This window comes from Pseudonocardia sp. Ae150A_Ps1 (assembly GCF_001932315.1).
In the GTDB taxonomy this organism is placed as follows: Bacteria; Actinomycetota; Actinomycetes; order Mycobacteriales; family Pseudonocardiaceae; genus Pseudonocardia.
This window is the reverse complement of record NZ_MCIJ01000001.1, coordinates 1,143,394-1,167,447: the sequence shown is the minus strand read 5'-3', so window position 1 is coordinate 1,167,447 and position 24,054 is coordinate 1,143,394. Positions and strand designations below refer to the sequence as shown.

The 24,054-nt window shown below is 75.1% G+C and carries 22 protein-coding genes and 1 pseudogene; 9 read left to right on the top strand and 14 right to left on the bottom strand.

What is annotated here, in order from left to right:
• The first annotated feature begins 305 nt into the window (after positions 1-305).
• Positions 306-2,792 carry a Tex family protein gene (locus Ae150APs1_RS05085; protein WP_075296126.1) on the top strand — a complete coding sequence of 829 codons (2,487 nt, stop codon included), beginning with the start codon at positions 306-308 and terminating at the stop codon, positions 2,790-2,792.
• Between the two features lie 55 nt (positions 2,793-2,847).
• Here the strand turns inward: Ae150APs1_RS05085 and Ae150APs1_RS05080 are convergent, their stop codons facing one another.
• The gene (locus Ae150APs1_RS05080; protein ID WP_170918042.1) at positions 2,848-3,597 is read right to left on the bottom strand and encodes a tyrosine-protein phosphatase; all 750 of its coding nucleotides are present in this window, start codon (positions 3,595-3,597) and stop codon (positions 2,848-2,850) included.
• Positions 3,598-3,873: 276 nt separating this feature from the next.
• Between Ae150APs1_RS05080 and Ae150APs1_RS05075 the strand changes: the two genes are divergently transcribed.
• Entirely contained in the window at positions 3,874-5,685 is a 1,812-nt protein-coding gene (locus tag Ae150APs1_RS05075) for a DEAD/DEAH box helicase (protein WP_249266214.1), read from the top strand.
• Positions 5,686-5,761: 76 nt separating this feature from the next.
• Here Ae150APs1_RS05075 and Ae150APs1_RS05070 read toward each other — a convergent pair whose 3' ends face one another.
• The gene (locus tag Ae150APs1_RS05070) at positions 5,762-6,250 is read right to left on the bottom strand and encodes a L,D-transpeptidase (protein WP_075296125.1); all 489 of its coding nucleotides are present in this window, start codon (positions 6,248-6,250) and stop codon (positions 5,762-5,764) included.
• A 173-nt stretch (positions 6,251-6,423) separates the two neighbouring features.
• Here Ae150APs1_RS05070 and ilvD point away from each other — a divergent pair, with 173 nt between their 5' ends.
• The 4 genes from ilvD to Ae150APs1_RS05050 all read left to right on the top strand — a co-directional run bounded on the left by ilvD (position 6,424) and on the right by Ae150APs1_RS05050 (position 10,613).
• Positions 6,424-8,115 (top strand): dihydroxy-acid dehydratase, encoded by a 1,692-nt coding sequence (gene ilvD, locus Ae150APs1_RS05065; protein WP_060721966.1) that lies wholly within the window; start codon positions 6,424-6,426, stop codon positions 8,113-8,115.
• 215 nt (positions 8,116-8,330) lie between these two features.
• Positions 8,331-9,101, top strand: coding sequence for an Asp/Glu racemase (locus tag Ae150APs1_RS05060; RefSeq protein WP_075296123.1), 771 nt, complete (start codon positions 8,331-8,333; stop codon positions 9,099-9,101).
• Positions 9,102-9,284: 183 nt separating this feature from the next.
• Entirely contained in the window at positions 9,285-10,022 is a 738-nt protein-coding gene (locus Ae150APs1_RS05055; RefSeq protein ID WP_075296121.1) for a hypothetical protein, read from the top strand.
• A 9-nt stretch (positions 10,023-10,031) separates the two neighbouring features.
• Positions 10,032-10,613 carry a class I SAM-dependent methyltransferase gene (locus tag Ae150APs1_RS05050; protein ID WP_075296119.1) on the top strand — a complete coding sequence of 194 codons (582 nt, stop codon included), beginning with the start codon at positions 10,032-10,034 and terminating at the stop codon, positions 10,611-10,613.
• Between the two features lie 12 nt (positions 10,614-10,625).
• Here the strand turns inward: Ae150APs1_RS05050 and Ae150APs1_RS05045 are convergent, their stop codons facing one another.
• The 6 genes from Ae150APs1_RS05045 to Ae150APs1_RS05020 all read right to left on the bottom strand — a co-directional run bounded on the left by Ae150APs1_RS05045 (position 10,626) and on the right by Ae150APs1_RS05020 (position 16,410).
• Positions 10,626-12,140, bottom strand: a complete 1,515-nt coding sequence (locus Ae150APs1_RS05045) for a serine/threonine-protein kinase (RefSeq protein WP_075296117.1) — start codon at positions 12,138-12,140, stop codon at positions 10,626-10,628.
• 62 nt (positions 12,141-12,202) lie between these two features.
• On the bottom strand, positions 12,203-13,000 hold the full coding sequence (locus Ae150APs1_RS05040; RefSeq protein ID WP_075301693.1) for a methyltransferase domain-containing protein: 798 nt from the start codon (positions 12,998-13,000) through the stop codon (positions 12,203-12,205).
• 20 nt (positions 13,001-13,020) lie between these two features.
• A complete protein-coding gene (locus Ae150APs1_RS05035) occupies positions 13,021-13,392 on the bottom strand; it encodes a DUF2256 and DUF3253 domain-containing protein (RefSeq protein WP_075296115.1) in 372 nt (123 codons plus the stop codon).
• Positions 13,393-13,401: 9 nt separating this feature from the next.
• Positions 13,402-14,241 carry a shikimate dehydrogenase gene (locus Ae150APs1_RS05030; protein ID WP_075296113.1) on the bottom strand — a complete coding sequence of 280 codons (840 nt, stop codon included), beginning with the start codon at positions 14,239-14,241 and terminating at the stop codon, positions 13,402-13,404.
• Positions 14,242-14,264: 23 nt separating this feature from the next.
• Complete coding sequence (locus tag Ae150APs1_RS05025; RefSeq protein ID WP_010238418.1) at positions 14,265-14,903, bottom strand: nicotinamide mononucleotide transporter family protein; 639 nt, start codon at positions 14,901-14,903, stop codon at positions 14,265-14,267.
• Positions 14,904-15,033: 130 nt separating this feature from the next.
• Positions 15,034-16,410, bottom strand: a complete 1,377-nt coding sequence (locus Ae150APs1_RS05020) for a cysteine synthase family protein (RefSeq protein ID WP_075296111.1) — start codon at positions 16,408-16,410, stop codon at positions 15,034-15,036.
• 43 nt (positions 16,411-16,453) lie between these two features.
• On the opposite strand from Ae150APs1_RS05020, the pseudogene Ae150APs1_RS05015 reads away from it, so the two are divergent.
• The 3 genes and pseudogenes from Ae150APs1_RS05015 to Ae150APs1_RS05005 all read left to right on the top strand — a co-directional run bounded on the left by Ae150APs1_RS05015 (position 16,454) and on the right by Ae150APs1_RS05005 (position 19,602).
• A pseudogene (locus tag Ae150APs1_RS05015) lies at positions 16,454-17,201 on the top strand (SDR family NAD(P)-dependent oxidoreductase).
• Between the two features lie 115 nt (positions 17,202-17,316).
• Positions 17,317-18,441 (top strand): NDMA-dependent alcohol dehydrogenase, encoded by a 1,125-nt coding sequence (locus tag Ae150APs1_RS05010; RefSeq protein WP_075296109.1) that lies wholly within the window; start codon positions 17,317-17,319, stop codon positions 18,439-18,441.
• A gap of 72 nt (positions 18,442-18,513) precedes the next feature.
• Positions 18,514-19,602: a dipeptidase gene (locus Ae150APs1_RS05005; RefSeq protein ID WP_075296107.1), complete on the top strand. Its 1,089-nt coding sequence runs from the start codon at positions 18,514-18,516 to the stop codon at positions 19,600-19,602.
• On the opposite strand, the gene Ae150APs1_RS05000 is transcribed toward Ae150APs1_RS05005, so the two are convergent.
• The 6 genes from Ae150APs1_RS05000 to Ae150APs1_RS04975 all read right to left on the bottom strand — a co-directional run bounded on the left by Ae150APs1_RS05000 (position 19,599) and on the right by Ae150APs1_RS04975 (position 23,921).
• Positions 19,599-19,883, bottom strand: coding sequence for a hypothetical protein (locus tag Ae150APs1_RS05000; protein WP_075296105.1), 285 nt, complete (start codon positions 19,881-19,883; stop codon positions 19,599-19,601). The genes Ae150APs1_RS05005 and Ae150APs1_RS05000 overlap by 4 nt on opposite strands.
• Positions 19,880-20,167, bottom strand: coding sequence for an AbrB/MazE/SpoVT family DNA-binding domain-containing protein (locus Ae150APs1_RS34185; RefSeq protein WP_075301692.1), 288 nt, complete (start codon positions 20,165-20,167; stop codon positions 19,880-19,882). Before Ae150APs1_RS34185 ends, Ae150APs1_RS05000 begins: the two co-directional genes overlap by 4 nt.
• Before the next feature lie 82 nt (positions 20,168-20,249).
• Entirely contained in the window at positions 20,250-21,770 is a 1,521-nt protein-coding gene (locus Ae150APs1_RS04990; RefSeq protein WP_075296103.1) for a GDSL-type esterase/lipase family protein, read from the bottom strand.
• Between the two features lie 64 nt (positions 21,771-21,834).
• The gene (locus Ae150APs1_RS04985; RefSeq protein ID WP_075296101.1) at positions 21,835-22,338 is read right to left on the bottom strand and encodes a DUF309 domain-containing protein; all 504 of its coding nucleotides are present in this window, start codon (positions 22,336-22,338) and stop codon (positions 21,835-21,837) included.
• 51 nt (positions 22,339-22,389) lie between these two features.
• The gene (locus tag Ae150APs1_RS04980) at positions 22,390-23,307 is read right to left on the bottom strand and encodes a TIGR03854 family LLM class F420-dependent oxidoreductase (protein ID WP_010232801.1); all 918 of its coding nucleotides are present in this window, start codon (positions 23,305-23,307) and stop codon (positions 22,390-22,392) included.
• A 32-nt stretch (positions 23,308-23,339) separates the two neighbouring features.
• Positions 23,340-23,921, bottom strand: coding sequence for a TIGR03086 family metal-binding protein (locus tag Ae150APs1_RS04975; protein WP_010232803.1), 582 nt, complete (start codon positions 23,919-23,921; stop codon positions 23,340-23,342).
• Positions 23,922-24,054 lie beyond the last annotated feature (133 nt).

The following is a 24,054-nucleotide window of genomic DNA, read 5'->3' as shown; positions in this document are numbered from 1 at the left end:
AGTGCAGGGCGATCGCGCCCTGCTCCACGACGAGGTAGGCGTAGGGCCGCTTCTGGCAGTAGGTCGTGCGGAAGCCGATGCTCTCGTAGAACTCGCGGGTCTCGTCGACGTCGGTGCAGGGCAGGATCGGTGCGGCGGTCTCGTTCGCCACGGTGTCCTCTCGTCCGGGGTGCGGAGCGGCGACGCCAGCCAGGGGCCGGATCCGGCCGCGTATGACTCCACCCGTCCGGAGCAACCGGGTGCGCCGTGGCCGCCGGTACCCACCCGGCGGTCGCGGCCGGGACACCGTTCGCGACGATGGGGAGGTGACAGGCACGGCACCCCCGGACACCCGGCCGCACCGCTCCATCAACCAGCGCATCGCCGACGAGCTCGGCGCCCGGCCGGACCAGGTCGGGTCCGCGGTGGCCCTGCTGGACGAGGGCTCGACGGTCCCGTTCGTCGCCCGGTACCGCAAGGAGGCCACCGGCGGCCTCGACGACGCCCAGCTGCGCACGCTGGAGGAGCGGCTCCGCTACCTCCGCGAGCTGGAGGAGCGCCGGGCGACGGTGCTCGACTCCATCCGCTCGCAGGGCAAGCTCGACGAGGCCCTGGAGGCCACGATCTGGGCGGCGGAGTCGAAGGCCCGGCTCGAGGACATCTACCTTCCCTACAAGCCGAAGCGCCGCACCAAGGCGATGATCGCCCGCGAGCAGGGCCTGGAGCCGCTCGCCGACGCGCTGATCACCGACCCCTCCCTGGACCCGCACACCGAGGCGGCGGCCTTCGTCACCGACGAGGTCGCCGACGCCGGTGCCGCGCTCGAGGGCGCCCGCTCGATCCTCGTCGAGCGGATCGGGGAGAACGCCGACCTCGTCGGCGGGCTGCGCGAGCGCATGTGGGAGAACGGCCGGCTGGTCACGAAGGTCCGCGAGGGCAAGGAGAACGACCAGGCCGCGGCCAAGTTCTCGGACTACTTCGAGTTCTCCGAGAAGTTCACGACGCTGCCCTCGCACCGGATCCTCGCCGTGTTCCGCGGCGAGACCGAGGAGGCGCTCGACGTCACCCTCGACCCGGGTGCGTCCGACGAGGAGCCGACCCCCTACGAGTGCGCGATCGCCGCCGAGTACGGCGTCGCCGACCGCGGCCGCCCCGCGGACGGCTGGCTGCTCGGCGTCGTCCGCTGGGCCTGGCGCACCCGGCTGCAGACGGCGCTCGGCATCGACATCCGGGTCCGGCTGCGCAGCGCCGCCGAGGACGGCGCGATCGGCGTGTTCGCCGCCAACCTGCGCGACCTGCTGCTCGCCGCGCCGGCCGGTACCCGGAGCACCATCGGCCTCGACCCGGGCCTGCGCACCGGGGTGAAGGTGGCCGTCGTCGACGCCACCGGCAAGGTCGTCGACACCGCCGTGATCCACCCGCACGAGCCACGCAACGACAAGGCCGGCGCGCTGAAGACCCTCTCCGCGCTCTGCGCGAAGCACGCGGTCGAGCTGGTCGCGATCGGCAACGGCACCGCGTCCCGGGAGACCGACGCGCTCGCCGGCGAGCTGATCGCGCAGAACCCCGGCCTGAAGCTGACCAAGGTGATGGTGTCGGAGGCGGGCGCGTCGGTGTACTCGGCGTCGGCCTACGCGACCACGGAGCTGCCCGAGCTCGACGTGACGCTGCGCGGCGCGGTGTCCATCGCCCGCCGCCTGCAGGACCCGCTCGCCGAGCTCGTCAAGATCGACCCGAAGTCGATCGGGGTCGGGCAGTACCAGCACGACCTGCCCGAGTCGTCGTTGTCGCGGTCGCTGGACTCCGTCGTCGAGGACTGTGTGAACGCGGTCGGGGTGGACCTGAACTCGGCGTCCGCGCCGCTGCTGCGCCGGGTGTCGGGCATCTCCGAGTCGCTCGCGGGCGCGATCGTCGCGCACCGCGACGCCCACGGCCCCTTCCGGTCCCGCACCTCGCTCACCGACGTGCCGCGGCTCGGCCCGAAGGCGTTCGAGCAGTGCGCCGGCTTCCTGCGGATCCGCGGTGGCGACGAGCCGCTCGACGTGACCGGCGTGCACCCGGAGTCCTACCCGGTCGTCCGCCGGATGGTGGAGCGCACGAAGATCGACGTCGCCGCGCTCATGGGCAACGCGGCACGACTGCACCAGATCAAGCCCAAGGAGTACGTCGACGCCGGCGTCGGGCTCCCGACGGTCATCGACATCCTCACCGAGCTGGAGAAGCCGGGCCGCGACCCGCGTCCTGCGTTCCGGACGGCGACGTTCGCCGAGGGCGTCCACAAGATCTCCGACCTGCGGCCGGGGATGCTGCTCGAGGGCGTGGTGACGAACGTGGCCGCGTTCGGCGCGTTCGTCGACGTCGGGGTGCACCAGGACGGCCTGGTCCACGTCTCCGCGATGAGCAAGGACTTCGTGTCCGACCCGCGCGAGGTCGCCAAGTCCGGTGACGTCGTGAAGGTGAAGGTCCTCGACGTCGACGAGGCCCGCAAGCGGATCTCGCTGACCCTGCGTCTCGACGACGAGCCGGGCGCCGGTGGATCGCGCGGCGGCGGCGACCGCGGCCGGCGGGGCGGCGACGAGAGCGGCGGCGAGCGCGGCGACCGTGGTGGTCGTGGCGGTGGCCCGCGCGGTGGCGGGCGCCCGCAGAACGACCGCGGTGGCAAGGGCGGCAAGGGCGGTGGTGGCCGCGGCGGTCAGGGTGGCGGCCGCGGTGGTCAGAGCGGTGGTCAGGGCGGCGGGGGTGGCGGCCGGTCCGGTCCCGCCAACGACGCGATGGCCGAGGCGATGCGCCGCGCCGGGTTCGGCAAGGGCTGAGCGACGCACGGCGGCGGCCGCCCCGGACCTCCGGGACGGCCGCCGCCGAACGTGGTCAGACCGGCAGGTCCGGCTCCAGCAGGCGTTCGGCCAGGCGGCGCAGGTCGCCGTCGGTCACCCCGGCCTCCCGCAGCCGGCCCAGGACGCCGTCGGTGTGGGCGTCCATGTCGTCCAGCACCGCCTCCAGTGCGGCCGCGTCGACGCCGAGCAGCGCGTCGTGCCCCGGCTCCGGCTGGCCCCACTGCCGCAGCCGCGCCCACAGGGTGCGCAGGTTCTCGTTCGTGCGCAGGTAGTCCTCGACGATCGTCGCGCGCGGCACGCCGAGCACGGCGAGCAGCACGCCGACGACCAGGCCCGTCCGGTCCTTCCCGGCGGCACAGTGCACCAGGACGGGGGCGGGGGCGTCGGCGACGATCCGCACGATCCGGGCCAGCTCGCCGCCCGCCTCGGCGGCGAGCAGCCGGTAGGCCCAGGCGAGCCCGTCCTGACCGGCGGACGCGTCGGCGACCCGCTCCGGGGCGAGCGACGCACCGAGCGGGACCGGACGGACGTCCGCGACGTCGCCCAGCGGGTGCGGGGCCACCGTCTCGGCGGCCGAGCGGAGATCGATCACCGTCGCCGGCGGCCACGACGATCCCGCGGGGAGGTCGACGTGCCGGGCCGTGCGGGGGTCACCGGGCTGCGGGGCGTCCGACCGGTAGAGGACTCCGTGGCGGACCCGGTACCCGTCGTCGGTGCGGGTCCCTCCGAGGTCACGCAGGTTCGCCGGACGCCCGGTCGCGGCGTCGGTCAGGAAAGCGGTCACCCGATCAGGGTCCGCGATCACCTCCCCGCCCGGCCAACGCGCGTGACCAGGGGCATCGGTGGCCTCGATCACGCGGGACCCGGCGGACGCATCCGGCCGGGGCGTGGAAGAATGGTCGTCCGGCGGCCGGCGACGACGCGCGGCCGCGAGCCCCGGAGGTCTGGGTTCACCGGCACCACGAACGAGTTGCCGCACGCGGGCCTGGCGGGCTGGGAGCGGGCGAGAGTCGCCCGACGACACCAGCGCAATCCCCCCTGCGCGAGCCTTGAGGACCGAGTGAACACCCTGCTGGATCAGCACCCCGACCTGGACTCCGCCGACATCGAGGCGGACCCGACCCCCGAGACGCCCGACCCCCCTGAGACCCCCGCCGGCCCGACCTTCGCGGACCTGGGCCTCGCCCCGACGCTGCTGGCCGCACTGGACGGGCTGGGCTACGAGACCCCGAGCCCGATCCAGGCCGCCGCGATCGGCCCGCTCATCGCCGGCCGCGACCTGCTCGGGCAGGCCGCCACCGGCACCGGCAAGACCGCCGCGTTCGCGCTGCCGATGCTGCAGCGACTCGCCGACGGCCGCGTCTCCCGCGACCGCGGCCCGAAGCCCTTCGGCATCGTGCTCGCCCCGACCCGTGAGCTGGCCATGCAGGTCGGCGAGGCCGTCACCAAGTACGGCGCCGAGCTCGGCGCGCGCGTCGCCTGCGTGTTCGGTGGTGCGCCGATCGGCCCGCAGCTGGGCCAGCTGCGCCGCGGCGTCGACGTCGTCGTCGCCACCCCCGGCCGCGCCATCGACCTGATCAACCGCGGTGCGCTGTCGCTGGACGCGATCGAGGTCGCCGTCCTGGACGAGGCCGACGAGATGCTCGACATGGGCTTCGTCGAGGACATCGAGACCATCCTCGGCTCGACCCCCGAGGGCCGGCAGACCGTGCTGTTCTCGGCGACCATGCCGGGCCGCATCCAGAGCCTGGCGCGCACGCACCTGAGCGACCCGGCCGACATCCGCATCAAGCGGGAGGCGACGCCGGAGGGTGAGGCCCCGAAGGTCCGCCAGACCGCGTACCACGTGCCGCGCAGCCATGTGACCGTCGCGCTGGGCCGGGTGCTCGAGATGGAGCAGCCGACCGCGGCGATCGTGTTCTGCCGCACCCGCGCCGACGTCGACGCCGTCACCGAGACCCTCACCGCGCGCGGCCTGCGCGCGGAGGCGCTGCACGGCGGCATGGACCAGGAGCACCGGACCCGCGTCGTCGAGCGACTGCGTGCCGGGCGGACCGAGCTGCTGGTCGCGACCGACGTCGCGGCCCGCGGTCTCGACATCGACTCGCTGACCCACGTGGTCAACCACGACGTCCCGTCGTCGCCGGAGTCCTACGTGCACCGGATCGGCCGGGTCGGCCGCGCCGGGCGCGAGGGCGTCGCGATCACCCTGGTCACCCCGGGGTCGGTGCGGCACCTGCGCAACATCGAGCGGCTGATCGGCGGCTCGGTGCCCAGCGCGCCGGTGCCGTCGCCCGCGGACCTGCGCACCGTGCGGCTGGCCCGCACCGCGCTGGCCCTGCGCGAGCAGATCGGCACCGACGGCGACGCACAGCCGTCCGACGGCGTCGACGAGCTGGTGCTCGACCTGGCCCGCGACAACGACCTCGCCTCGATCGCCGCCGCCGCGATCCGCATCGCCCGGGCCGGCACCTCGGTCCCGGACGACGAGATCGAGATCCCCGAGGTCCGCTCGCGCGGCGGCCGCGACCGCGGTCCGGCCGACCGTGGCCCGCGCCGCGACCGCGACGGCCGTCCGGGCGCCGGGCGCGGCCAGGGCGCCCGTCCGCCGAAGGCGGGCACCACCCGGCTGTTCGTCTCCGCCGGCCGGGCATCGGGAATCCGCCCGCAGGACATCGTGGGCGCGCTGGCGAACGAGTCCCGGCTGTCCGGCCGCGACATCGGTGCCATCCAGATCCACGAGCGGCACGCGCTGGTCGAGGTCCCGGAGCACGCCGCCGACGACGTGCTGCGCTCGCTGCGTGGCGCGACCACGCTGAAGGGCCGCAAGGCCAACGTCCGTCGTGACCGGGACGGTGCGGCCGCCGGCTGACGACGACCCGTACGACACGAGGGCCCCGCGCGGACGATCGCGCGGGGCCCTCGGCGTGTGCGGGGTGGGGTGCGGGTCAGCGCACCTCGACCCGGTCACCCTGGTCGAGCTTGCCGAAGAACACCGTCGCGTCTTTGCCCTTGAGCTTCACGCAGCCGGCCGACGTCGAGTTCCGGTCGCCCTCGTGGAAGGCGACGCCACCGGGGGCGAAGAACACCGACCACGGCATCGGGGCGCCGTCGAACTCCGCGGAGTGGTGGTCCTGGTCCTTGTCGTAGACCTCGAAGTCGCCGGTGGGGGTCTCGGTGCCCTGCCCGCCGTGGTTGACGCGGACCGGGCCGTAGCTGACGGCGCCGTCGTCGAGGATCCAGGCCTGGTCGCTCGCGAGGTCCACGCACGCCCGCGCGGCCGCGGAGCAGGGCGTGCCGGCGACGCCCCCCGACTCCGGGACGGCGAGCGCGGTACCCGCGGCACCCAGTCCGATCACCAGCCCGGCGGCCGTGACGGCGATGGCCCGCCGGCGGCGGGTGCGACGCGTACTGCGGGGAACGTTCGTGTGCGCCATGGGTGCGACGGTGTCCTCTCACGGGTGAACGGCAGGCCTGCCATGAAGATCAACGGTAACGGGGCGCAACAGTTACGGCCGATCGGGGTACCGATCTCGGTGAGTGCCCGGCCCGTGCCGTCGTTCTGCGAGAGGATCGGGCGACGCCGGACGACGCAGACGAGGAGCGCGTGATGACCACCACGGGACCCACCGCCACACGCAAGCCGCGCAGCCACCAGGTCACCGACGGGCTGGGGGCCACCGCCGCCCGCTCGATGCTGCGGGCCGTCGGCATGCGCGACGACGACTTCGCCAAACCCCAGATCGGGATCGCGTCGTCCTGGAACGAGATCACCCCGTGCAACCTGTCGCTGCAACGGCTGGCGATGGCGGCCAAGGAGGGCGTCCACGCCGCGGGCGGCTACCCGCTGGAGTTCGGCACGATCTCGGTGTCCGACGCCATCTCCATGGGCCACCGCGGCATGCACTACTCCCTGGTCAGCCGGGAGATCATCGCCGACTCCGTGGAGACGGTCGTGGAGGCGGAACGGCTCGACGGCACCGTCCTGCTGGCCGGCTGCGACAAGTCGCTGCCCGGGATGCTGATGGCCGCGGCCCGGCTCGACCTCGCCGGGGTGTTCGTCTACGCCGGATCGATCATGCCGGGCCGGGTGGGCGACCGGGAGGTCAACATCGGCGACGCGTTCGAGGCCATCGGCGCGTGCGCCCGCGGCCTGATCACCCCCGACGAGGTCGACGCCCTGGAGCGGTCGATGTGCCCGGGGGAGGGTGCCTGCGGCGGCTTCTACACGGCCAACACCATGGCGGCCGCGGCCGAGGCGCTCGGGATGGCACTGCCCGGCTCGGCGAGCCCGCCTGCCGTCGACCGGCGCCGGGACGGCGTCGCCCGTGCGTCCGGCGAGGCGTCGGTGGGCATGATCGACCGCGGACTCACGGCCCGGTCGATCCTGACCCAGCACGCCTTCGAGAACGCGATCGCCGTCGTCATGGCGTTCGGCGGGTCCACCAACGCGGTGCTGCACCTGCTCGCGATCGCCCGCGAGGCCGGCGTCGATCTGACCCTCGACGACTTCAACCGGGTCGGTGACCGGGTGCCGCACCTCGCGGACGTGAAGCCGTTCGGCAAGCACCTCATGTACGCCGTCGACCAGGTCGGCGGCGTCCCCGTCGTGATGAAGGCGCTGCTCGACGCCGGACTGATCCACGGCGACGCGCTCACCGTCACCGGGCGGACCGTCGCGGAGAACCTCGACGACCTGGCGCCCCCCGGGCTCGACGGCTCCGTCATCCACGACCTGGCGAACCCGATCCATCCCACCGGCGGGCTCACCATCCTGCGCGGCTCGCTCGCGCCGGAGGGCGCCGTGGTCAAGTCCGCCGGCTTCGACGCGGCGACCTTCACCGGCACCGCCCGGGTGTTCGACGGCGAGCAGGGCGCCCTCGACGCCGTCGACGCCGGCGAGATCGAGCCCGGCACGATCATGCTGATCCGCTACGAGGGCCCGCGGGGCGGCCCGGGGATGCGGGAGATGCTCGCCGTCACCGGCCGGATCAAGGGCGCCGGTCTCGGCAAGGACGTGCTGCTGGTGACCGACGGCCGGTTCTCCGGCGCGACGACCGGCCTGTGCGTCGGGCACGTGGCCCCGGAGGCCGCCGACGGCGGGCCGATCGCCCTGGTCCACGACGGCGACACGATCACCCTGGACATGAAGGGCCGCACGATCGACATCGGGATCGACGACGCCGAGCTGGAGCGCCGGCGGGCGGCGTGGGTCCGGCCGGAACCCACCAACCGGCGCGGTGTGCTGGGCAAGTACGCCAAGCTGGTGTCGTCGGCCGCCGACGGCGCGGTCTGCGGCTGAGTCCCCTGCCCCCGGTGCTGCGTTCGGCGCAACGCACCGACCGGCCGGCGCGACCCCCGGTGCGACGCGTCGGCCCGGGATGGCATCCTTCGCCCCGGGACGATCGAGAATGGGCACGCACCCCACGGCCTCCGGCGGGCGTCCTAACCCTTCTGAAACCGCCGTGACCTCCTCTGGAAACGGCGGGCGGTGATCGTGTGGGTGTGGAGGCAGGCATGGGTGATCAGTTGTTCCCGGAGACCGTCGTCGGATCGGGCGTCGGCGTCGTGGTGCCCTACGACTTCGCGCAGGACCGCGAGATGTGGCGCTGGGTCCCGGAGCCGACGTCGCTGCACGTCACCCGGACCCCGTACCTGACCGTCCCGGCCGACGCCGGCCAGGCCCGGATCATCTCCGCGCCGGAGATCGTGCGGCAGGCCGTGCAGAACGTGCTGCTGCCCGAGCCGGGTGTCGTCGCGTACTCCTGCACGTCGGGCAGCTTCGTCGACGGCGCCGACGGCGAGCGGGCGCTGCGCCGGGTCCTCCTCGATGCCGGTGCCCCGCAGGCCGTCACGACCGCCGGGTCGCTGGTCGACGCCTGCGCCGCGCTCGGGGTGGACCGGCTCGCGCTCGCGACCCCCTACGTCGACGACCTCACCGCGAAGCTCGAGGGCTTCCTCGCCGCGCACGGCGTCACCAGTGTCGCCCGGCACGGCCTCGGACTCCTCGGCCGGATCTGGGCCGTGACGCCCGACGAGGTGGTCCGGGCGGTCCGCGCCGCCGACCACCCGGACGCCGAGGCCGTCTTCGTCTCCTGCACCAACCTGCCGACCTACGACGTGATCGCCGTCCTGGAACGCGAGCTCGGCAAGCCCGTGCTGACGGCCAACCAGGTCACGATGTGGGCGGCCCTCGGCGCGATCGGGCTGGACGCCGTCGGCCCCGGGCAGGCGCTGATCGAGTGCCGCACGCCCGGTGACCGTCCGGTCCTGCGCGTGGTGCCGTAGATCCCCGCCGAGGCGGCGGCCGGGAGTCCCCGGGACGGGGACGGGACCGGGCTGCCGTCGCTGCACAAGGTCCGCGTCCGGCTGCCCGACGAGTCCGGGGCACTGGCCCGGCTCACCGCCGCCGTCGCGGAGGTCGGGGGCAACATCCTGTCGCTCTCGGTCCACGGCGGCGACTCCCGCTCGGTGGTCGACGAGATGATGGTCGGTGGCGTCGTGAGCGCCGCCCGGCTGACCCGGGTGATCCGCAGGCGGCTGCGCTCCGCGGCCCCGGACGCCGTCCAGGTCGTCGCCGCGGACCCGCACGAGCTCGTCGACGCCCCGACCCGGGCGCTCGACCTGGCCGGCCGGGTGCGGACCCCCGACGACGTGCTGCACGGGCTCCTGGAGCTGCTGCACGCGAACGAGATCGCCGTCGAGCCCACCGGGCCGGACCCCGCGGAGACCCACGCGCTCGGCCTGCCCTCGCCGTTCGGCGGGCACGTCGTCGCCCGCCGGGAGTGGGCGCCCTTCACCGTGACCGAACGCGCCCGCGCCGAGGCGTTCCTGCGGGTCACGGCCGCCCGCCCGACCGGTGCCGTGCACGAGGTGCTGCTGCCCGGCGGCGGGCAGGTCGTCGCGAGCGCGGCGACCGGCGACGAGGTGACCGAGCTCGACGCGTTGCTGCGTGCCTGCCTGTCCGGTGCGGACGGCGCCGACGACGACTGGACGGCGGCCGACCTCCGTGCCGTGCTGCTGCCGTCGACGGGGCGGTGCCTGGTGGTGCGGTCCGCGGACGGCACGCTCGTCGCGCTCGCCTCCCGGATGGACGCCGACGAGCTCGACCCGGCCGCGGAGCCCGTCGTGCTGGTGCACCCGGACTACCGCGGGCAGCGGCTGGGCGGCTGGCTGCGGGACAAGCTCGCCGCCGTGTCCGCGGCCTAGGCTGGGGGCATGCAGCGCGACCTCCCTGACGACTGGACGGCCTGGAAGGACCGGGTCGATCTCGGCTCCTACGACGCCCGGTGGGCGGCGATGGCCGAGGCGGGGGAGAACCCGCACGGCGAGGCCGACCTCGTGCAGGCGCTGCTGGACCGCGGCCCGGTGCTCGACGGCGGCTGCGGTACCGGGCGGGTCGGGATCGAGCTGGACCTGCGGGGGATCGACGTCGTCGGGGTCGATCCGGACCCGGACATGATCGCCGCGGCCCGGGCCAAGGCCCCGGGTCTCCGGTGGCTGGTGTCCGGTCTGGAGTCGCTCGACCTGGCCGAGGAGTTCGGGCTGGTCGTGCTGGCGGGCAACGTGATCCCGTACGCGACCGACCGGCCCGGGTTGCTGGACGGGTGCGCCCGCCACCTGCGCCCGGGCGGGTTGCTGCTGGCCGGGTACACGCTGCGGCCGGACTGGCCGACGATCGGCGACGTCGACGGCTGGTGCGCCGCCGCCGGACTGGAGCCGGTCGAGCGGTGGTCGACCTGGGACCGCGCCCCGTGGGACGGCGGCGACTACGCCGTCACCCTGCACGCCCGCCGGTAGCGGCCGGGCGGGTCAGCACACGTCGTCGCCGGGGGTGCGCGGTGCCGCCCCGAGCGGCTGGATGTAGGAGTCACCGCCCGCCGCACGCAGCGCCGTGCAGGCACGGTCGCGGCTCGGGAACGGCCCGAGGTAGACGGCGTAGATGAGGTTCCCGTCCGGGGTCCGCGGCCGGAACGACGAGCAGCTCCGCAGCGACAGCAGGTAGTCCGACCCCCGGTGCCGGTCCAGGTGCATCGTGACGTCCTCGACGTAGCGTGCCGGATCGACCGCCGCCCCGACGACGACCACGTCCTGCCCGGAGCAGCCGAGCCGGCTCACCGGGCGGTCCAGGCCGAGGTCGCCGTCACCGGCCGGGACCACGGGTGCCGACGTCGTACCCGCGGGCTGCAGCGGACCCGGGTCGGCGGCGGGCTCAGGCGTCTCGAACGACGGGACGACGACCGGCGGCTCGGCGCCGCCGCGGGGCACGACCACCCACACCGCGGCGACCAGCACGGCGGCCACCAGCGTGGCCGCACCGATGACGGTCGCGAGCACCCGGCGGCCGTGGCGCGGCGGGGTGTCCCGGCCGGGGGGACCGTCCGGCTCGCCGGGGACGATCCAGGGGTCCCGGTCGTCGTCGCGCAGGGTCGGTGGGACCTCCGGCCGGGTCGGCGGGGGAGCCACGGGTGCGGCCTCCACCAGCGCCTGCACCTGCGCGGCGAGTGCCCCGGCGGTGGCGGGGCGGTCGCCGGGGTCCTTCGCCATCCCGCGGGCCACCACCTCGTCCCAGCCGGGGGCGAGGTCGGGGCGCAGCGCGGTGACCCGCGGCGGCGGCGTGACCAGGTGCGCGGACAGGACGGCGGCCGGGTCGGTGCCGGGGAACGGCTGCCGCCCGGTGAGCATCTCGAACAGCACGCAGGTCAGCGAGTAGACGTCGGCCCGGCCGTCGACCGCCGCGTCGGACGAGCGGAGCCGTTCCGGTGCGAGGTAGCCGAGCGTGCCGACGGTCGCGCCGGTGGCGGTGAGCGCGGTCGGCGCCGTCGGCTCGGGCCCGACGACCCGGGCGATCCCGAAGTCGACGAGGTAGGTGAAGTCGTCGCGGGCCTCGACGACCAGCAGGTTCGCCGGCTTGACGTCGCGGTGCACCAGCCCGGCGGCGTGCGCGGCGTCGAGTGCGTGCGCGGCCTGGCGGACGATCCCGGCGGCACGGGCGGCGGGCAGCGGCGCCCGCCGCGCCAGCAGCCGCGCCAGGTCCTCGCCGTCGATCAGCCGCATCGACAGGTACAGCCGCCCGTCGCTCTCCCCGTAGCCGTGTACCGGGACGACGTGCGGGTCGCGCAGCTCGAACGCCGCACGGGCCTCCCGCCGGAACCGCTCGACGGTGACGCGGTCGCCCGCGAGGTGCGCGGACAGCACCTTCAGCGCGACCTCGCCGCCGTGCCGGTGGTCGAAGGCCCGGAAGACCTCGCCCATCCCACCCGCACCGAGCCGTCCGCGGATCTCGAAGTCGCCGAACACCGTCCCGGCCGTGAACGCGCCGTCCATGCCCACCCCCACCCCTCGCCGACGGTGATACCAGATCGAGGGCCGCGGGACGGGCGAACCGGTCAGATCCGGCAGAGCACCTCGCCGTGCGGGATCAGGAACCAGCCGTCGGGATGTGCCGCCCACTCGCGCCAGGCCTGCGAGATGCTGTCCAGCTCGGGCTCCTCGGCGAGCCCCCGCGCGACGGCCATCCGCCCCACGCCCGTGTGGATCCGGTCCGCCCACATGCCGCCCCAGGCGGCGCGCTCGTCCGGTGTCGCGTAGCACCAGACCGAGGCCGACGGCGTCACCTCGGCGAACCCGGCGGCGTGCGCCCAGCCGAGCAGCCGGCGTCCGGCGTCGGGCTCGGCGTCGTTGCCGTGGGCCACCGCCCGGTACAGCTCCAGCCAGCGGTCCAGCCGCGGGTCGTGCGGCCACCACTGGAACCCGGCGTAGTCGGCGTCGCGGGCGGCGACGAGGCCGCCGGGGCGGGCGACCCGGCGCATCTCGCGCAGCACCGCGACCGGGTCCGAGACGTGCTGCAGCACCTGGTGGGCGTGCACGACGTCCCAGGTGTCGTCGGGATCGGAGAGGGCGTAGCCGTCGTCGACGGCGAACTCGACGGTCACACCACGCTCGGCGGCACCGGCCCTGGCCTGGTCGAGCGTGTCCGCGACGACCTCGATCCCGCGGACCCGGCCGGGCGCGACCCGCGCGGCGAGGTCGGCGGTGATGCTGCCCGGCCCGCAGCCGACGTCGAGCAGGTCGGTGCCGGGTGCGAGGTGCGGCAGCAGGTAGCCGCAGGAGTTCTCCGCGGTGCGTGTCGCGTGCGAGCGGACGACGACCTCGGGGTGGCCGTGGGTGTAGGTGTCGCGGGGCATGCGTCCCAGCCTGCCCGAGGTCACCGCGCCCGGCGGATCCGGATCGCGCCGCGCGCCGTCGACGGGTCGACGACCGCACCCTTCTGGACGATCTCGACGGTGCCGGCGTCGACCAGCCGGCGGGCGGCCATCCGGGCCGGTTCCATGAGGTCCCGCCAGCCGTCGGGGGCGACGTCGCGGGCCGCATCGGACGGGCAGATCGTCGCCCCGGCCCGCCGGCCGTCGAGCAGGCGGGTGATCGCGTCCTCCAGGTCGCGGTCGACCCGGGTCACCCCGCGGCGCCGGCAGCCCGCCGAGCAGTACCGCACCTGGTCCCAGTCGCGCGCCCACTTCCGGCGCCACTCGATCCGGCGCCCGCAGACGGCACAGGTCTTCTCCGCCACGCCTCCCATGGTCCGGGATCAGCCCCGGGCGAGCACCGCGGCGTCGAGGGCACCGCGCATCGCCGCCTCCGGACCCGGACGCCCGGTCATGAGCTCGACCTGCGCGATCGCCTGCCGCAGCAGCATCTCCAGGCCGGAGACGATCGTCGCCCCGGCCGCGGCGGCACCACCCGCGACGACCGTCGGCCAGGGCGCGTAGACCGAGTCCAGCAGGACGGTGCCCGGCCGCCAGCGGGCCCCCGCCAGCGCGTCCGCCGCCCCGGCGGGCAGCGTCGAGACGACGACGTCGGCGCCGTCGAGCAGCCGGGCGGCGGCGGCCGCGTCGGTGAGGACGGCGTGCACCTCCGGCTCGACGTCGAGCCGGTCGGCGGTCTCGCGCAGCGCGCCGGCCCGCCCGGCGTCGCGGACCAGGACGTCGACGTGGTCGACCTCCAGGTCGTGCAGCGCGGCGACGGCGGCCTGCGCCGTCCCGCCCGCCCCGAGGACGACCGCCCGCCCGGTGCCCGCCCCGGCCGCGCGCAGCGACTCCGCGATGCCGGTGACGTCGGTGTTGTGCGCGACGGCGCCCTGCGGCCCGAACACGAGGGTGTTCCCCGCGCCGATCGCCGCCGCGCCCGGCGCGACCCGGTCGGCCACGTCGAGCAGCACCCGCTTGAGCGGCATCGTCAGCGACAGGCCCGCCCACTCCGGGCCGAGCCCCCCGACGAACCCGGCCAGCCCCGCCTCGTCGATCTCGAACCGGTCGTAGTGCCAGCGGTCCAGGCCGAGCGCGGCGTAGGCCGCGTTGTGCAGTGCGGGGGACAGCGAGTGCGCGATCGGGGAGCCGAGGACGGCGGCGCGGCGGACGGGGGTGCTCACCCCCGCAGTATGCGGGGGACCGCTCAGCCCGCCCGGGACGGCTCCCGCCCGGCGGTGTCCACGGTGCGCCGGGACCGCGCCCAGCTCCACCAGCCGTGCACCACCAGCCCGGCGAACACGACGTAGACGGCCGCCGAGAACCAGAGACCGGACGCCATCTGCAGCGGCACCCCGATCGCGTCCACCAGCAGCCAGATCGCCCAGAACTCGATCAGCCGCAGCCCCTGGGCGAGGAACGCGACCGCCGTCCCGACGAAGATCGCCGCGTCCGGCCAGGGGGCCCAGGAGGCGCCCAGCGCGTCGAGGACCAGCGCCATCGCGACGGTGCCGCCGACCAGCAGCCCGGCCAGCCCGAGCCGCTGCCGCCACGTCCCGTGCCGCACGGCGAGCCCGTAGACGGGGTCGCGCTGGCGCATCCACGCGACCAGCCCGAACACCGAGATCGCGAACACGATCACCTGGCGGAACGCCAGCCCGCCCAGGTGCGCGGACGCGTAGACGGCGAACAGCAGCGCGCACGCCGCCATCTGCACCGGCCAGGTCGCGAGGCTGCGGCGCCGGGCGAGGAACACCACGGCGAGCGCGCCGATCTGGCCGATCATCTCGGCCCAGGACACGAACTGGCCGAACAGGGTCGGTCCGTGGTGCAGCAGCAGGTCCACGCGGGCGTCCTTCCTCCCGGGACGCCGGAGTGCACGTCCCCCGTGCCAGGGGACAACGGCGGGACCGCACCCGCCCATCCCGGGGCCCCGTCTGTGAGCGGACGCACACGGGGGCACCGGGTGCCTCCGGTCAGCCGAGCGCGGAGCGGCGGACTTGGGTGACGGCCCGCCCGTCCACCAGGACGAGCAGCGGGTCACGCGACCGGACGCCGGCGGCGTCGAGCCGGGCGGCGGCCGCGTCGACGGTCTCCCCGTGCCCGACGGTCGCGGGCGGCGGCCCGGCGTGCGTGCCGACGTGGTCGTCGGCGGCGAGCCCGGCCAGGTCACCGGTCCGCACACAGCCGATGATGTCCGGGGCCGCCCACGTCGTCCCGTCGGTCTCGCGCGGGTGCACGACGGGGACGGCGTCGGGAACGGGGCCGGCGTCCAGCACCTCGCGCAGCTCGGCGACGGTCGCGGTCGCCGGGGCCACGCGCAGGCCGGGCTCGTACGGGCCGATCACGTCGCGGACCCGTGGCCCGGTCTCGGCGTCGAGGAAGCCGAGGGTGGTCAGCCAGGTGTCGTCGAAGTACTTCGACAGGTAGATCCGGCCCGAGTCCGGCAGCACGGCGACGACCAGGCCGTCCGGGCCGGCCGTCCCGGAGACCCGCAGCGCCGCCGCGACGGCCAGCCCGGCGGAGCCGCCGACCAGCAGTCCCTCCTCGCGGGCCAGGCGGCGCACGGTGCGCAGCGACTCGCCGTCGCCGATCCGCTCGGTCCGGTGCGGGACGGCGGTGTCGTAGACGGCGGGCCAGCTGTCGGTCCCGGTCAGCGGGTGCAGGTAGTGCCCTACGGCCTCGACGTAGTAGGGGCTGCCGTCGCCGCCGCCGTAGCGGGAGGTCCAGGGGTCGGCCGCGACGATCTCGACGCCGTGCCCGGCCAGGTACCGGCCGGCGCCGGTGACGGTCCCGCCGGTCCCGGCCCCGGCGACGAGGTGGGTGATCCGGCCGCCCGTCTGCGCCCAGATCTCCGGCCCGGTGGTGCGCTCGTGGACGTCCGGGTTGGCCGGGTTGCCGTACTGGTCGGCGAGCCAGCCGCCGGGCGTCTCCCGCGCGATCCGGGCCGCCAGCTGCTGGACGTGCCGCGGGTCCTCGCGCGGCACCAGCCCGGGGGTCGTCACGACCTCGGCGCCGTAGGCCCGCAGCAGCGCGATCTTCTCCGTCGTCGTGCGGTCCGGGACGACGAGCACCGCCCGGTGCCCGCGGGCGGCCGCCACCATCGCCAGGCCGATGCCGGTGTTGCCGGAGGTGCCCTCGACGATCGTGCCGCCCGGCGGCAGCGCGCCGGTCGCCTCGGCGTCGAGCACCATCGCCAGCGCCGCGCGGTCCTTCACCGAGCCGCCGGGGTTCGCCCACTCGGTCTTCACCCACACCGGCGCGCCGCCCTCCGGTACGACCCGGTTGAGCCGCACCAGCGGGGTCGCGCCGATCCCGTCGAGCACCGAGTCGTGGACCGGTCCCGTTCCCATGGGGGCAGATCCTGCCCCGCCCGGCGGGTGGGAGGCTGCGCGGGTGAGCGGAACGGTGCTGGTGCTGGGCGGGCGGAGCGAGATCGGGGTGGCGGTCGCCGAGCGGCTCGCCGGGGACGACGCGGGGACGGTCGTGCTGGCCGCGCGCCGTCCCGCGGAGCTCGACGCGGAACGTGCCCGGGTGCGGGCGGCGGGCGCGGAGGTCGACACCGTCGCGTTCGACGCCGACGACCTCGCCGGGCACCGCCCGCTGCTCGACGACGTCCTCGCCCGGCACGGCCGGATCGACGTCGCCGTCGTCGCGTTCGGGATCCTCGGCGACCAGGAACCGCGCGGAGACCGACGCCGCGCACGCCGCCGCGATCGTGCACACCGACTACCTCGCCCAGGTGCACCTGCTCACCGAGCTCGCCCGGGTGCTGCGTGCGCAGGGGAGCGGGACGCTCGTCGTCTACTCGTCGGTCGCGGGGGTGCGGGTGCGCCGCGCCAACTACGTCTACGGCAGCGCCAAGGCCGGACTCGACGGGTTCGCGTCCGGCCTCGCCGACGCGCTCCACGGCTCGGGGGTCCGTCTCGTGCTGATCCGGCCGGGCTTCGTGGTCGGCCGGATGACCGAGGGCATGAGCCCGGCCCCGCTGTCGTCCACACCGGAGCAGGTCGCCGACGCGACCGTGCGGGCCGTCCGACGTGGCCGCGGCAACGCCGACGTCTGGGTCCCCGGCACACTCCGGCTGCTCTTCCTCGGGCTGCGCCTGCTGCCGCGCGCCGTGTGGCGGCGGATGCCCCGCTGATCGTCTACAGATCTCCGGTCGGCGGCAATCGGCGTGTGGCACTTCCGCTCGGGTGAGCCGGGTCATATCGTCGCGTGCGCATCCCCAGAATCGACGACGACGTCCAGGAGGAGCAGTGGGACACACCCGCGGAGCCGTGGTCCGGAGCGTGCCGGGCAAGTTCGAGGTCGTGGATCTGGAGCTCGACGACCCCCGCGCGGGCGAGATCGAGGTGAAGATGGTGGCGTCGGGCCTATGCCACTCCGACGACCACATCGCGACCGGTGACATCCCGGTCGGGGTCTACCCGTTCGCCGGCGGCCACGAGGGCTCCGGCATCGTCACCCGTGCCGGCGCGAACAAGAAGGGCCTCAAGGAGGGCGACCACGTCGTCTTCTCCTTCCTCCCGTCCTGTGGGCACTGTCGCTGGTGCGCCAGCGGCATGCAGAACCTGTGCGACCTCGGTGCGGGCCTGCTGGCCGGCACGCGCTGGGGCGAGGACTCCACCCGGATCAAGCTGGCCGACGACGGCACCCCCGTCGGCCAGATGTGCGGCATCTCGACGTTCTGCGAGACCACGGTGGTCTCGGAGGACTCCTGCGTGAAGATCCCCGACGACATCCCGCTCGAGCTCGCCTGCCTGGTCGGCTGCGGCGTCGGCACCGGCTGGGGCTCGGCGGTCAACGCCGGCGGTGTCCAGCCGGGCAACACCACGATCGTCATGGGCATCGGTGGCATCGGCATCAACGCCGTGCAGGGCGCCTCGCACGCCGGCGCCTCCAACATCATCGCCGTCGACCCGGTGGCGCTGAAGCGGGAGAAGGCCCAGCAGCTCGGCGCGACGCACGCGGTCGAGTCCATGGAGGAGGCCACCGAGCTCGCCCAGCAGTTCACCAACGGGCAGGGCGCCGACCAGACGATCATCACCGTCGGCGTGGTGAAGCCGGAGCACGTCGGACAGGCGATGGCGTCGATCCGCAAGGCGGGCACCGTCGTCGTCACCGCGCTCGGGGGCATCAACTCCACCGAGCAGCTGCCGGTCTCGCTGGCCGACGTCACCCTGTTCCAGAAGCGGATCCAGGGCGCGATGTTCGGCATGTCCAACCCGAACTGGGACATCCTGCGGCAGCTGGACCTCTACCGCTCCGGCGGGCTGAAGCTCGACGAGCTGGTCACCAAGACCTACTCGCTCGACCAGGTCGCGAACGCCTACGAGGACATGCACGCCGGCGCGAACATCCGGGGCGTCATCCGCTTCTGATCCCCGCGACGACACGGAACCCGGGCCCCGGGGCGCGACGCAGCGCCCCGGGGCCCGGCGCATACTGCGGCCGTGGACGATCTCCTGCTGCTCGACGGGCACAACGACCTGCCGTGGGCGCTGCGGACGCTGGACGGGCCCGGACCCGATCTCGCCGCCGGTGACCCGCGGCTGCACACCGACCTGCCCCGGCTGCGTGCCGGCCGGGTGGGTGCCCAGTTCTGGTCGGTCTACGTGCCCGGCGAGTTCGCCGCCGCCGACGCCGTCACCGCCGTCCTGCAGCAGGTCGACCAGGTGTACCGGCTGGTCGCGCGGCACGGCGACGCACTCGCGTTCGCGGGGTCCGCCGACGAGGTGGAGCAGGTCGTCGCCGGCGGCAGGCTCGCGTCGCTCATGGGTGCCGAGGGCGGGCACTGCATCGCGAACTCGCTCGCGGTGCTGCGGATGCTCCGCACGCTCGGGGTCCGCTACCTGACGCTCACCCACAACCTGAACAACGACTGGGCCGACTCCGCGACCGACACCCCGGTGCACGGCGGGCTGACGGCGTTCGGCCGCGAGGTCGTCGCCGAGATGAACCGGATCGGCATGATCGTCGACCTGTCGCACGTCGCCGACACGACGATGCGCGACGCGCTGGCCGTCACCGACCGGCCGGTGCTGTTCACCCACTCCGGCGCCCGCGCGGTCACCGACCACCCGCGCAACGTGCCCGCCGACGTCCTGGAGTCGCTGCGCGGCAACGGCGGCGTCTGCATGGCGACGTTCGTCCCGCGGTTCGTGTCGGCCGCCGTCACCGCGTGGGACGAGCGCCTCCTCGACGCGATGACCGCCGCCGGTCTCGACCACCGTGACCTCGACGCGCGGGCGCGGTTCGCCGCGGCCTGGGACGGGCCGCCGGCGCCGCGGGCGACCCTGGACGACGTCGTCGCGCACGTCGAGCACCTGCGCGAGGCCGCGGGGATCGACCACGTCGGCATCGGTGGCGACTTCGACGGCACCGCCGGCCTGCCCGACGGCCTGGCCGACGTCGCCGCCTACCCGCGCCTGTTCGACGCGCTCGCCGACCGCGGCTGGTCCCGGGAGGACCTGGACAAGCTGGCGGGGCGCAACGCGCTGCGGGTGCTGCGGGCCGCCGACGACGCGGGAGTGTCCTCCTAGCGGATGGACACGACGCTCACCCCGAGGTCCAGCCCGGTCCACGCGGAGTCGGCGGTGACCGCGGGTCCGCCGAGGCGTGCGGCCGGCGCCAGGCAGCATCGGTCGCCGAGCGACAAGCCGGTCGGGCGGGCGGCAGGCCACAGCTTCGCCGCCGCGAGGTAGGTCTCGACGACGTCGCTGCCGGGCTCGGCGCGCAGCCAGGCCAGCACGGCTGGCGTATCGAGGACCGCGCGGCGGGGCGGGGATCCGTGGCCGGATCCGGTGGGGTCGTGCCCGGTCACGAGGAGGCGTCCTCGGCCGCGGCCTCGGCGCGGCGCTCGGCGATCAGCTCGTCGGCGGCCGAGGTCTGCGATCCGCCCTGCCAGGACTCGTCGATCTCCCTCCGCATCCGCGCGACCAGCTGGGCTCGGGACTCCATCACCACCCGGCCGTCCTCGACCGACAGCAACAGCGTCGACCCTGCAGCGAGGCCCAGGTCGCGACGGACCTGGGCGGGAATCAGTACCCGGCCGTCACGATTGACGACCACTTCCGAGGAATCGGTGTCCCCGCCGTGACCTGACATATCGCAAGTCTGGTACACGACGGATCCACGATCTGTCAGATACCCGCTACATCTGACAGACAGTGAATGCTGGTTGCGCGGGTCAGTCGCCGTCACCCGGCTGCGTCTCGCGGGACACCGCGAGCGCCCCGGCGGCCGAGGCCGCCAGCCGCAGCGACCCGACCGCCGTCGGGTGGAAGGGATCGGGCCGGTCGAGGCCCTGCACGTCGGGACCCATCCCGTCGCTCGACGGCGCGCACAGCGGGGTCAGGTTCGGAGCCGCCGTGGTGAACCCGAAACGGGCCGCACCGTCGGCGAGGACGTCGTTGAGCCGCCGGTTCCGCTCGGCCAGCAGGTCGATCTTGGCCTGGTCGAGGCCGGGTGCCCCGGCCGGGCCGCGCATGTCCGGGCACGAGGCGTCGAACCGGCCCGGGAACGGGTCGTAGGACAGCGTGACGACGACCCGCGGTTGTCCGGGCAGCGAGTCGAGGTCGGTGAACAGGGCCCCGACGTCACGCGCGAACGTCGCCAGCCGGGACTCGAACTCGCCGTCGGAGAGGCGGTCGTCGCAGGTGGGGAGGCCGTAGCAGTACAGGAGGAAGTGCGACCAGGCCAGGTCGTTCGGGCCGATCTCGACGACCACCCACTGCAGCCCCTGGACCTGCTTGAGCCGTCCGACCTGCGGCGGCACGGTGACGCCCGCGCGCGCCTGCGGCCCGCGCAGCCCGGCCGCCACGCTGGCCCCGGCACAGGCCAGGTTGAGGACGTCCTCGCCGCGCAGCAGCGACAGCTGGGCGGCGGTGGAGTCGATGCTGCGGGCGCACGCGTCGTCGTCGGGGTCGACGGTCCCGTCGGGCCGCTGCCGGACGTCGCCGCCGACCCGGGCGGCCCGCGAGTCCCCGATGACGGCGCCGGTCACCCCGGTGACCGGCGGCCCGGCGGGGGAGGGGCTGACCTGTGTCGCCCCGACCAGGTCGGTGACCGAGGTGATCGAGCCGAGCCCGGTCGTCGTGCCGTGCAGGGCGGCGACCCCGGCACCGCCCCAGAGCAGCACCGACGCGGCGACCGCGATCGTCGTCATCCGGCCGATCGGGCCGGCGTGGTCGTCCCAGTGCACCGGCTGCCGGTCGGCGCCCCGGGCCTTGCGCAACGCGAGCACCAGGCGTGCCCAGGCCGTCAGCGCGCTGCCCAGTAGCGCGACCAGCACCATCCCGGCCGCGCCCCACAGGTACCAGGTGGTGAAGCCCTCGGTCAGGGTGCGGACGGCGTCCCCGGCGCCGTCGACCGTCTGCGGCCCGAGCACCGGTCCGTTGTCGGCCGGGCGCTTCAGCGGGCCGATCGACAGCCGCGGGCGGATCGGGCCGTAGACCTCGACGCGGGTCAGGTCGAACTCGGCGTTGCCGAGCTGGACGATCTGCGCGGGGCCGGACAACGACAGCGGGGGGACGCGGGCCCCGACGCCGACGTCCTGCCCGAACACCTCGACGTGCTTCTCCGGCGTCACCATGATCACCAGGGGGACGCCGACGACCGCGATCAGTGCCAGCAGCAGGATCGTGGGGAGCGACCGGGCCTCGCGCAGCAGCGCGCGGACCCGGACCGGGAGCGAGCGGCGCTCGGGCATGGCCGCCATCGTGCACGCACGCGGCACCGCGCGTCACGGCCGAACCGCCCGGATCCGGTGTGCCTCAGCCCACCGCCCGGTCGCGCAGGTGCGGCCGCAGCCGGGCCTCGTCGACGGCGGCCGCACCGTCCCGCTCGATGTCGTCGGCCAGCGCGTCGGCGTGCGCGGTGACGCCGTCCAGGTCCAGCGCGGCCGGCGCGGGCATCCCCATCACCCGCCACAGCCGGATGCCCTCGGCGCCGCGCCGGAGCAGCGAGACCGCGCCGCGGGCGTTGCCGCGCTGGGCGTGGGTCAGCCCGACGGCGAGCTGGGCCAGCGCCCGCCAGAGGTCGCGGGTCGCGTCGCCGGCGTCCTTCCAGGTGCCCTCCGGGATCTCGTGGGCCTGGAAGGGCAGTCCCTCGTCGAGCAGCCTCTGGGCCTCGGCGACGGCCTCGTCCGGCGGGAGCACCAGGTCCTCCGGGACCCGTTCGACGCCGGCCGTCCCGTGCGGGAGCGGGCGACCGGCGGCGTCGCGTGAGCGGGCGTTGCGGGCCCGGCCCTGGTCGTCGCGGTCACGGGAACGCGTCATGGGCCCGACGATGCCAGGTGACCGGCCGGTGCGCGCCACACGGACACGCGCTCAGCCCGACTCGAGCGGACCCAGCTCGGCGCTGAAGCGGTCGAGGTAGGCGAACCAGTCGTCGATCGGGGCGGAGGGGCGCACGACGAACTTGGTCATCCCGCTGTCGACGTGCCTGCGGATCAGCTCGGCGGTGCCCTCCCAGCCGACGCCGACGAGCTCCCGGGGATCGGTGTCGGGGCGCTGGAACGCCGCCCGCTCGAGGGCGGCGTCGACGTCGGTGCCGGGCTCGGCGAGCCAGATGTTGGTGCCGTAGTGGTCGTCGTCGATCCTGCGGCCGGCGTCGCGGGCGGCGTTCTCCACGACGGACCGGCCGCGGGCCGTCTCGGCCGGGGTGAGGAAGCTGGCGAGCCAGCCGTCGGCGAACCGGCCGGCGCGGCGCAGGCCGGCGTCGGCACGGCCGCCGAGCCACAGGTCGAGCGGCTGCGGCGGGCGGGGGAGGACCGTCGCGTCGTCCAGGGTGAAGAAGTCGCCGTGATGGGTCACCGACTCCTCGGTGAGCAACCGGCGGAGCACGACGAGCGACTCCTCGAAGACCGCGGGCAGCCGGCCCGGGACGGGATGGAGCTGGCGGTCCTCCGGGGACGCCGCGCGGATCCCGAACACCGGCAGGATCCGCTTCGGTGCGAGCGTCGCGAGCGACGCCAGCTCGGCGGCCAGGAGCATCGGGTTGCGCCCCGGCAGCACCGTGACGCCGGTGCCGACCTTGAGCCGTCGCGTCCGCGCCGCGGCCCAGGTGCTCCCCACCAGCGGGTCGATCACCGACTTCGAGGCCAGGTCGGCCAGCCACAACGAGTCCACGGCGGACTTGTCGAGGGCGTCGACGAGCTCGTCGAACTCCGGGCCCAGCTCGGGGAGGCTGCGGGCCCCCACCAGGCCGACGCCGATCCGGACCTTGCCGTGCGGGGAGGTGACCACTCACAGCACGTTACGCGGCGGTCACTGCCCGGTCACGAGCTCCAGCGCGGATCACGTCCGCTGAACCCGAGTGCCCGCTCGAACGCCGGCGCGTCCGCCGGGACCGCGACGACCGGCCCGAACAGCCCCGCGCGCGACTCCTCCCCGCCCGGTGCGGACATCGACTCGGTGAAACCGAGGACGACGGCCACGGCGTCACCGTCCGGCGTGAAGTCCTGCCCGGTGGCGACGGCGAGGTCCCAGCCGTGCAGCACCAGCTCGTCGAGCGCGACGGTCCCGGCGATCTCGCCGGGCAGCTCCAGACCGCCGGCGGCGGTCGTGCCGGTCCAGGCGTCCGGGTCGCGCCAGGCGGCGGCGAGCGCGTCGAGCCGGGCCGGGATCGCCGTCCGCCAGTCGGTGGCGAGGTGCGCCGCGTCCGCGCTCGGGGCGGTGCCGGCTGCCTCGGGCGACTTCTCGGCGGCGACGCGGAACGCCCACGCCAGGCCGTGCAGGTGGTCGAGGAGTGCGGCGACGACCATGTCGTCGCACGGGGTGGGTCGTTGCAGCTGGTCGTCCCCGATCCCGGCGACGACGGCGGCCACGGCGCGGGCGGTGGGGGTGAGATCGGTCGGCACGGGGTCCTCCCGGGTCGGTGGGACGGGCGGGCTGAGAGGTCCGACCGCGCCCGCCGCCGGAACTCATCTGTGCGGTCCCGGCCGTGTCTTTCGACACCCGGTAGAAGTTCGGTGGGCGGATGCGGCAGAGTGG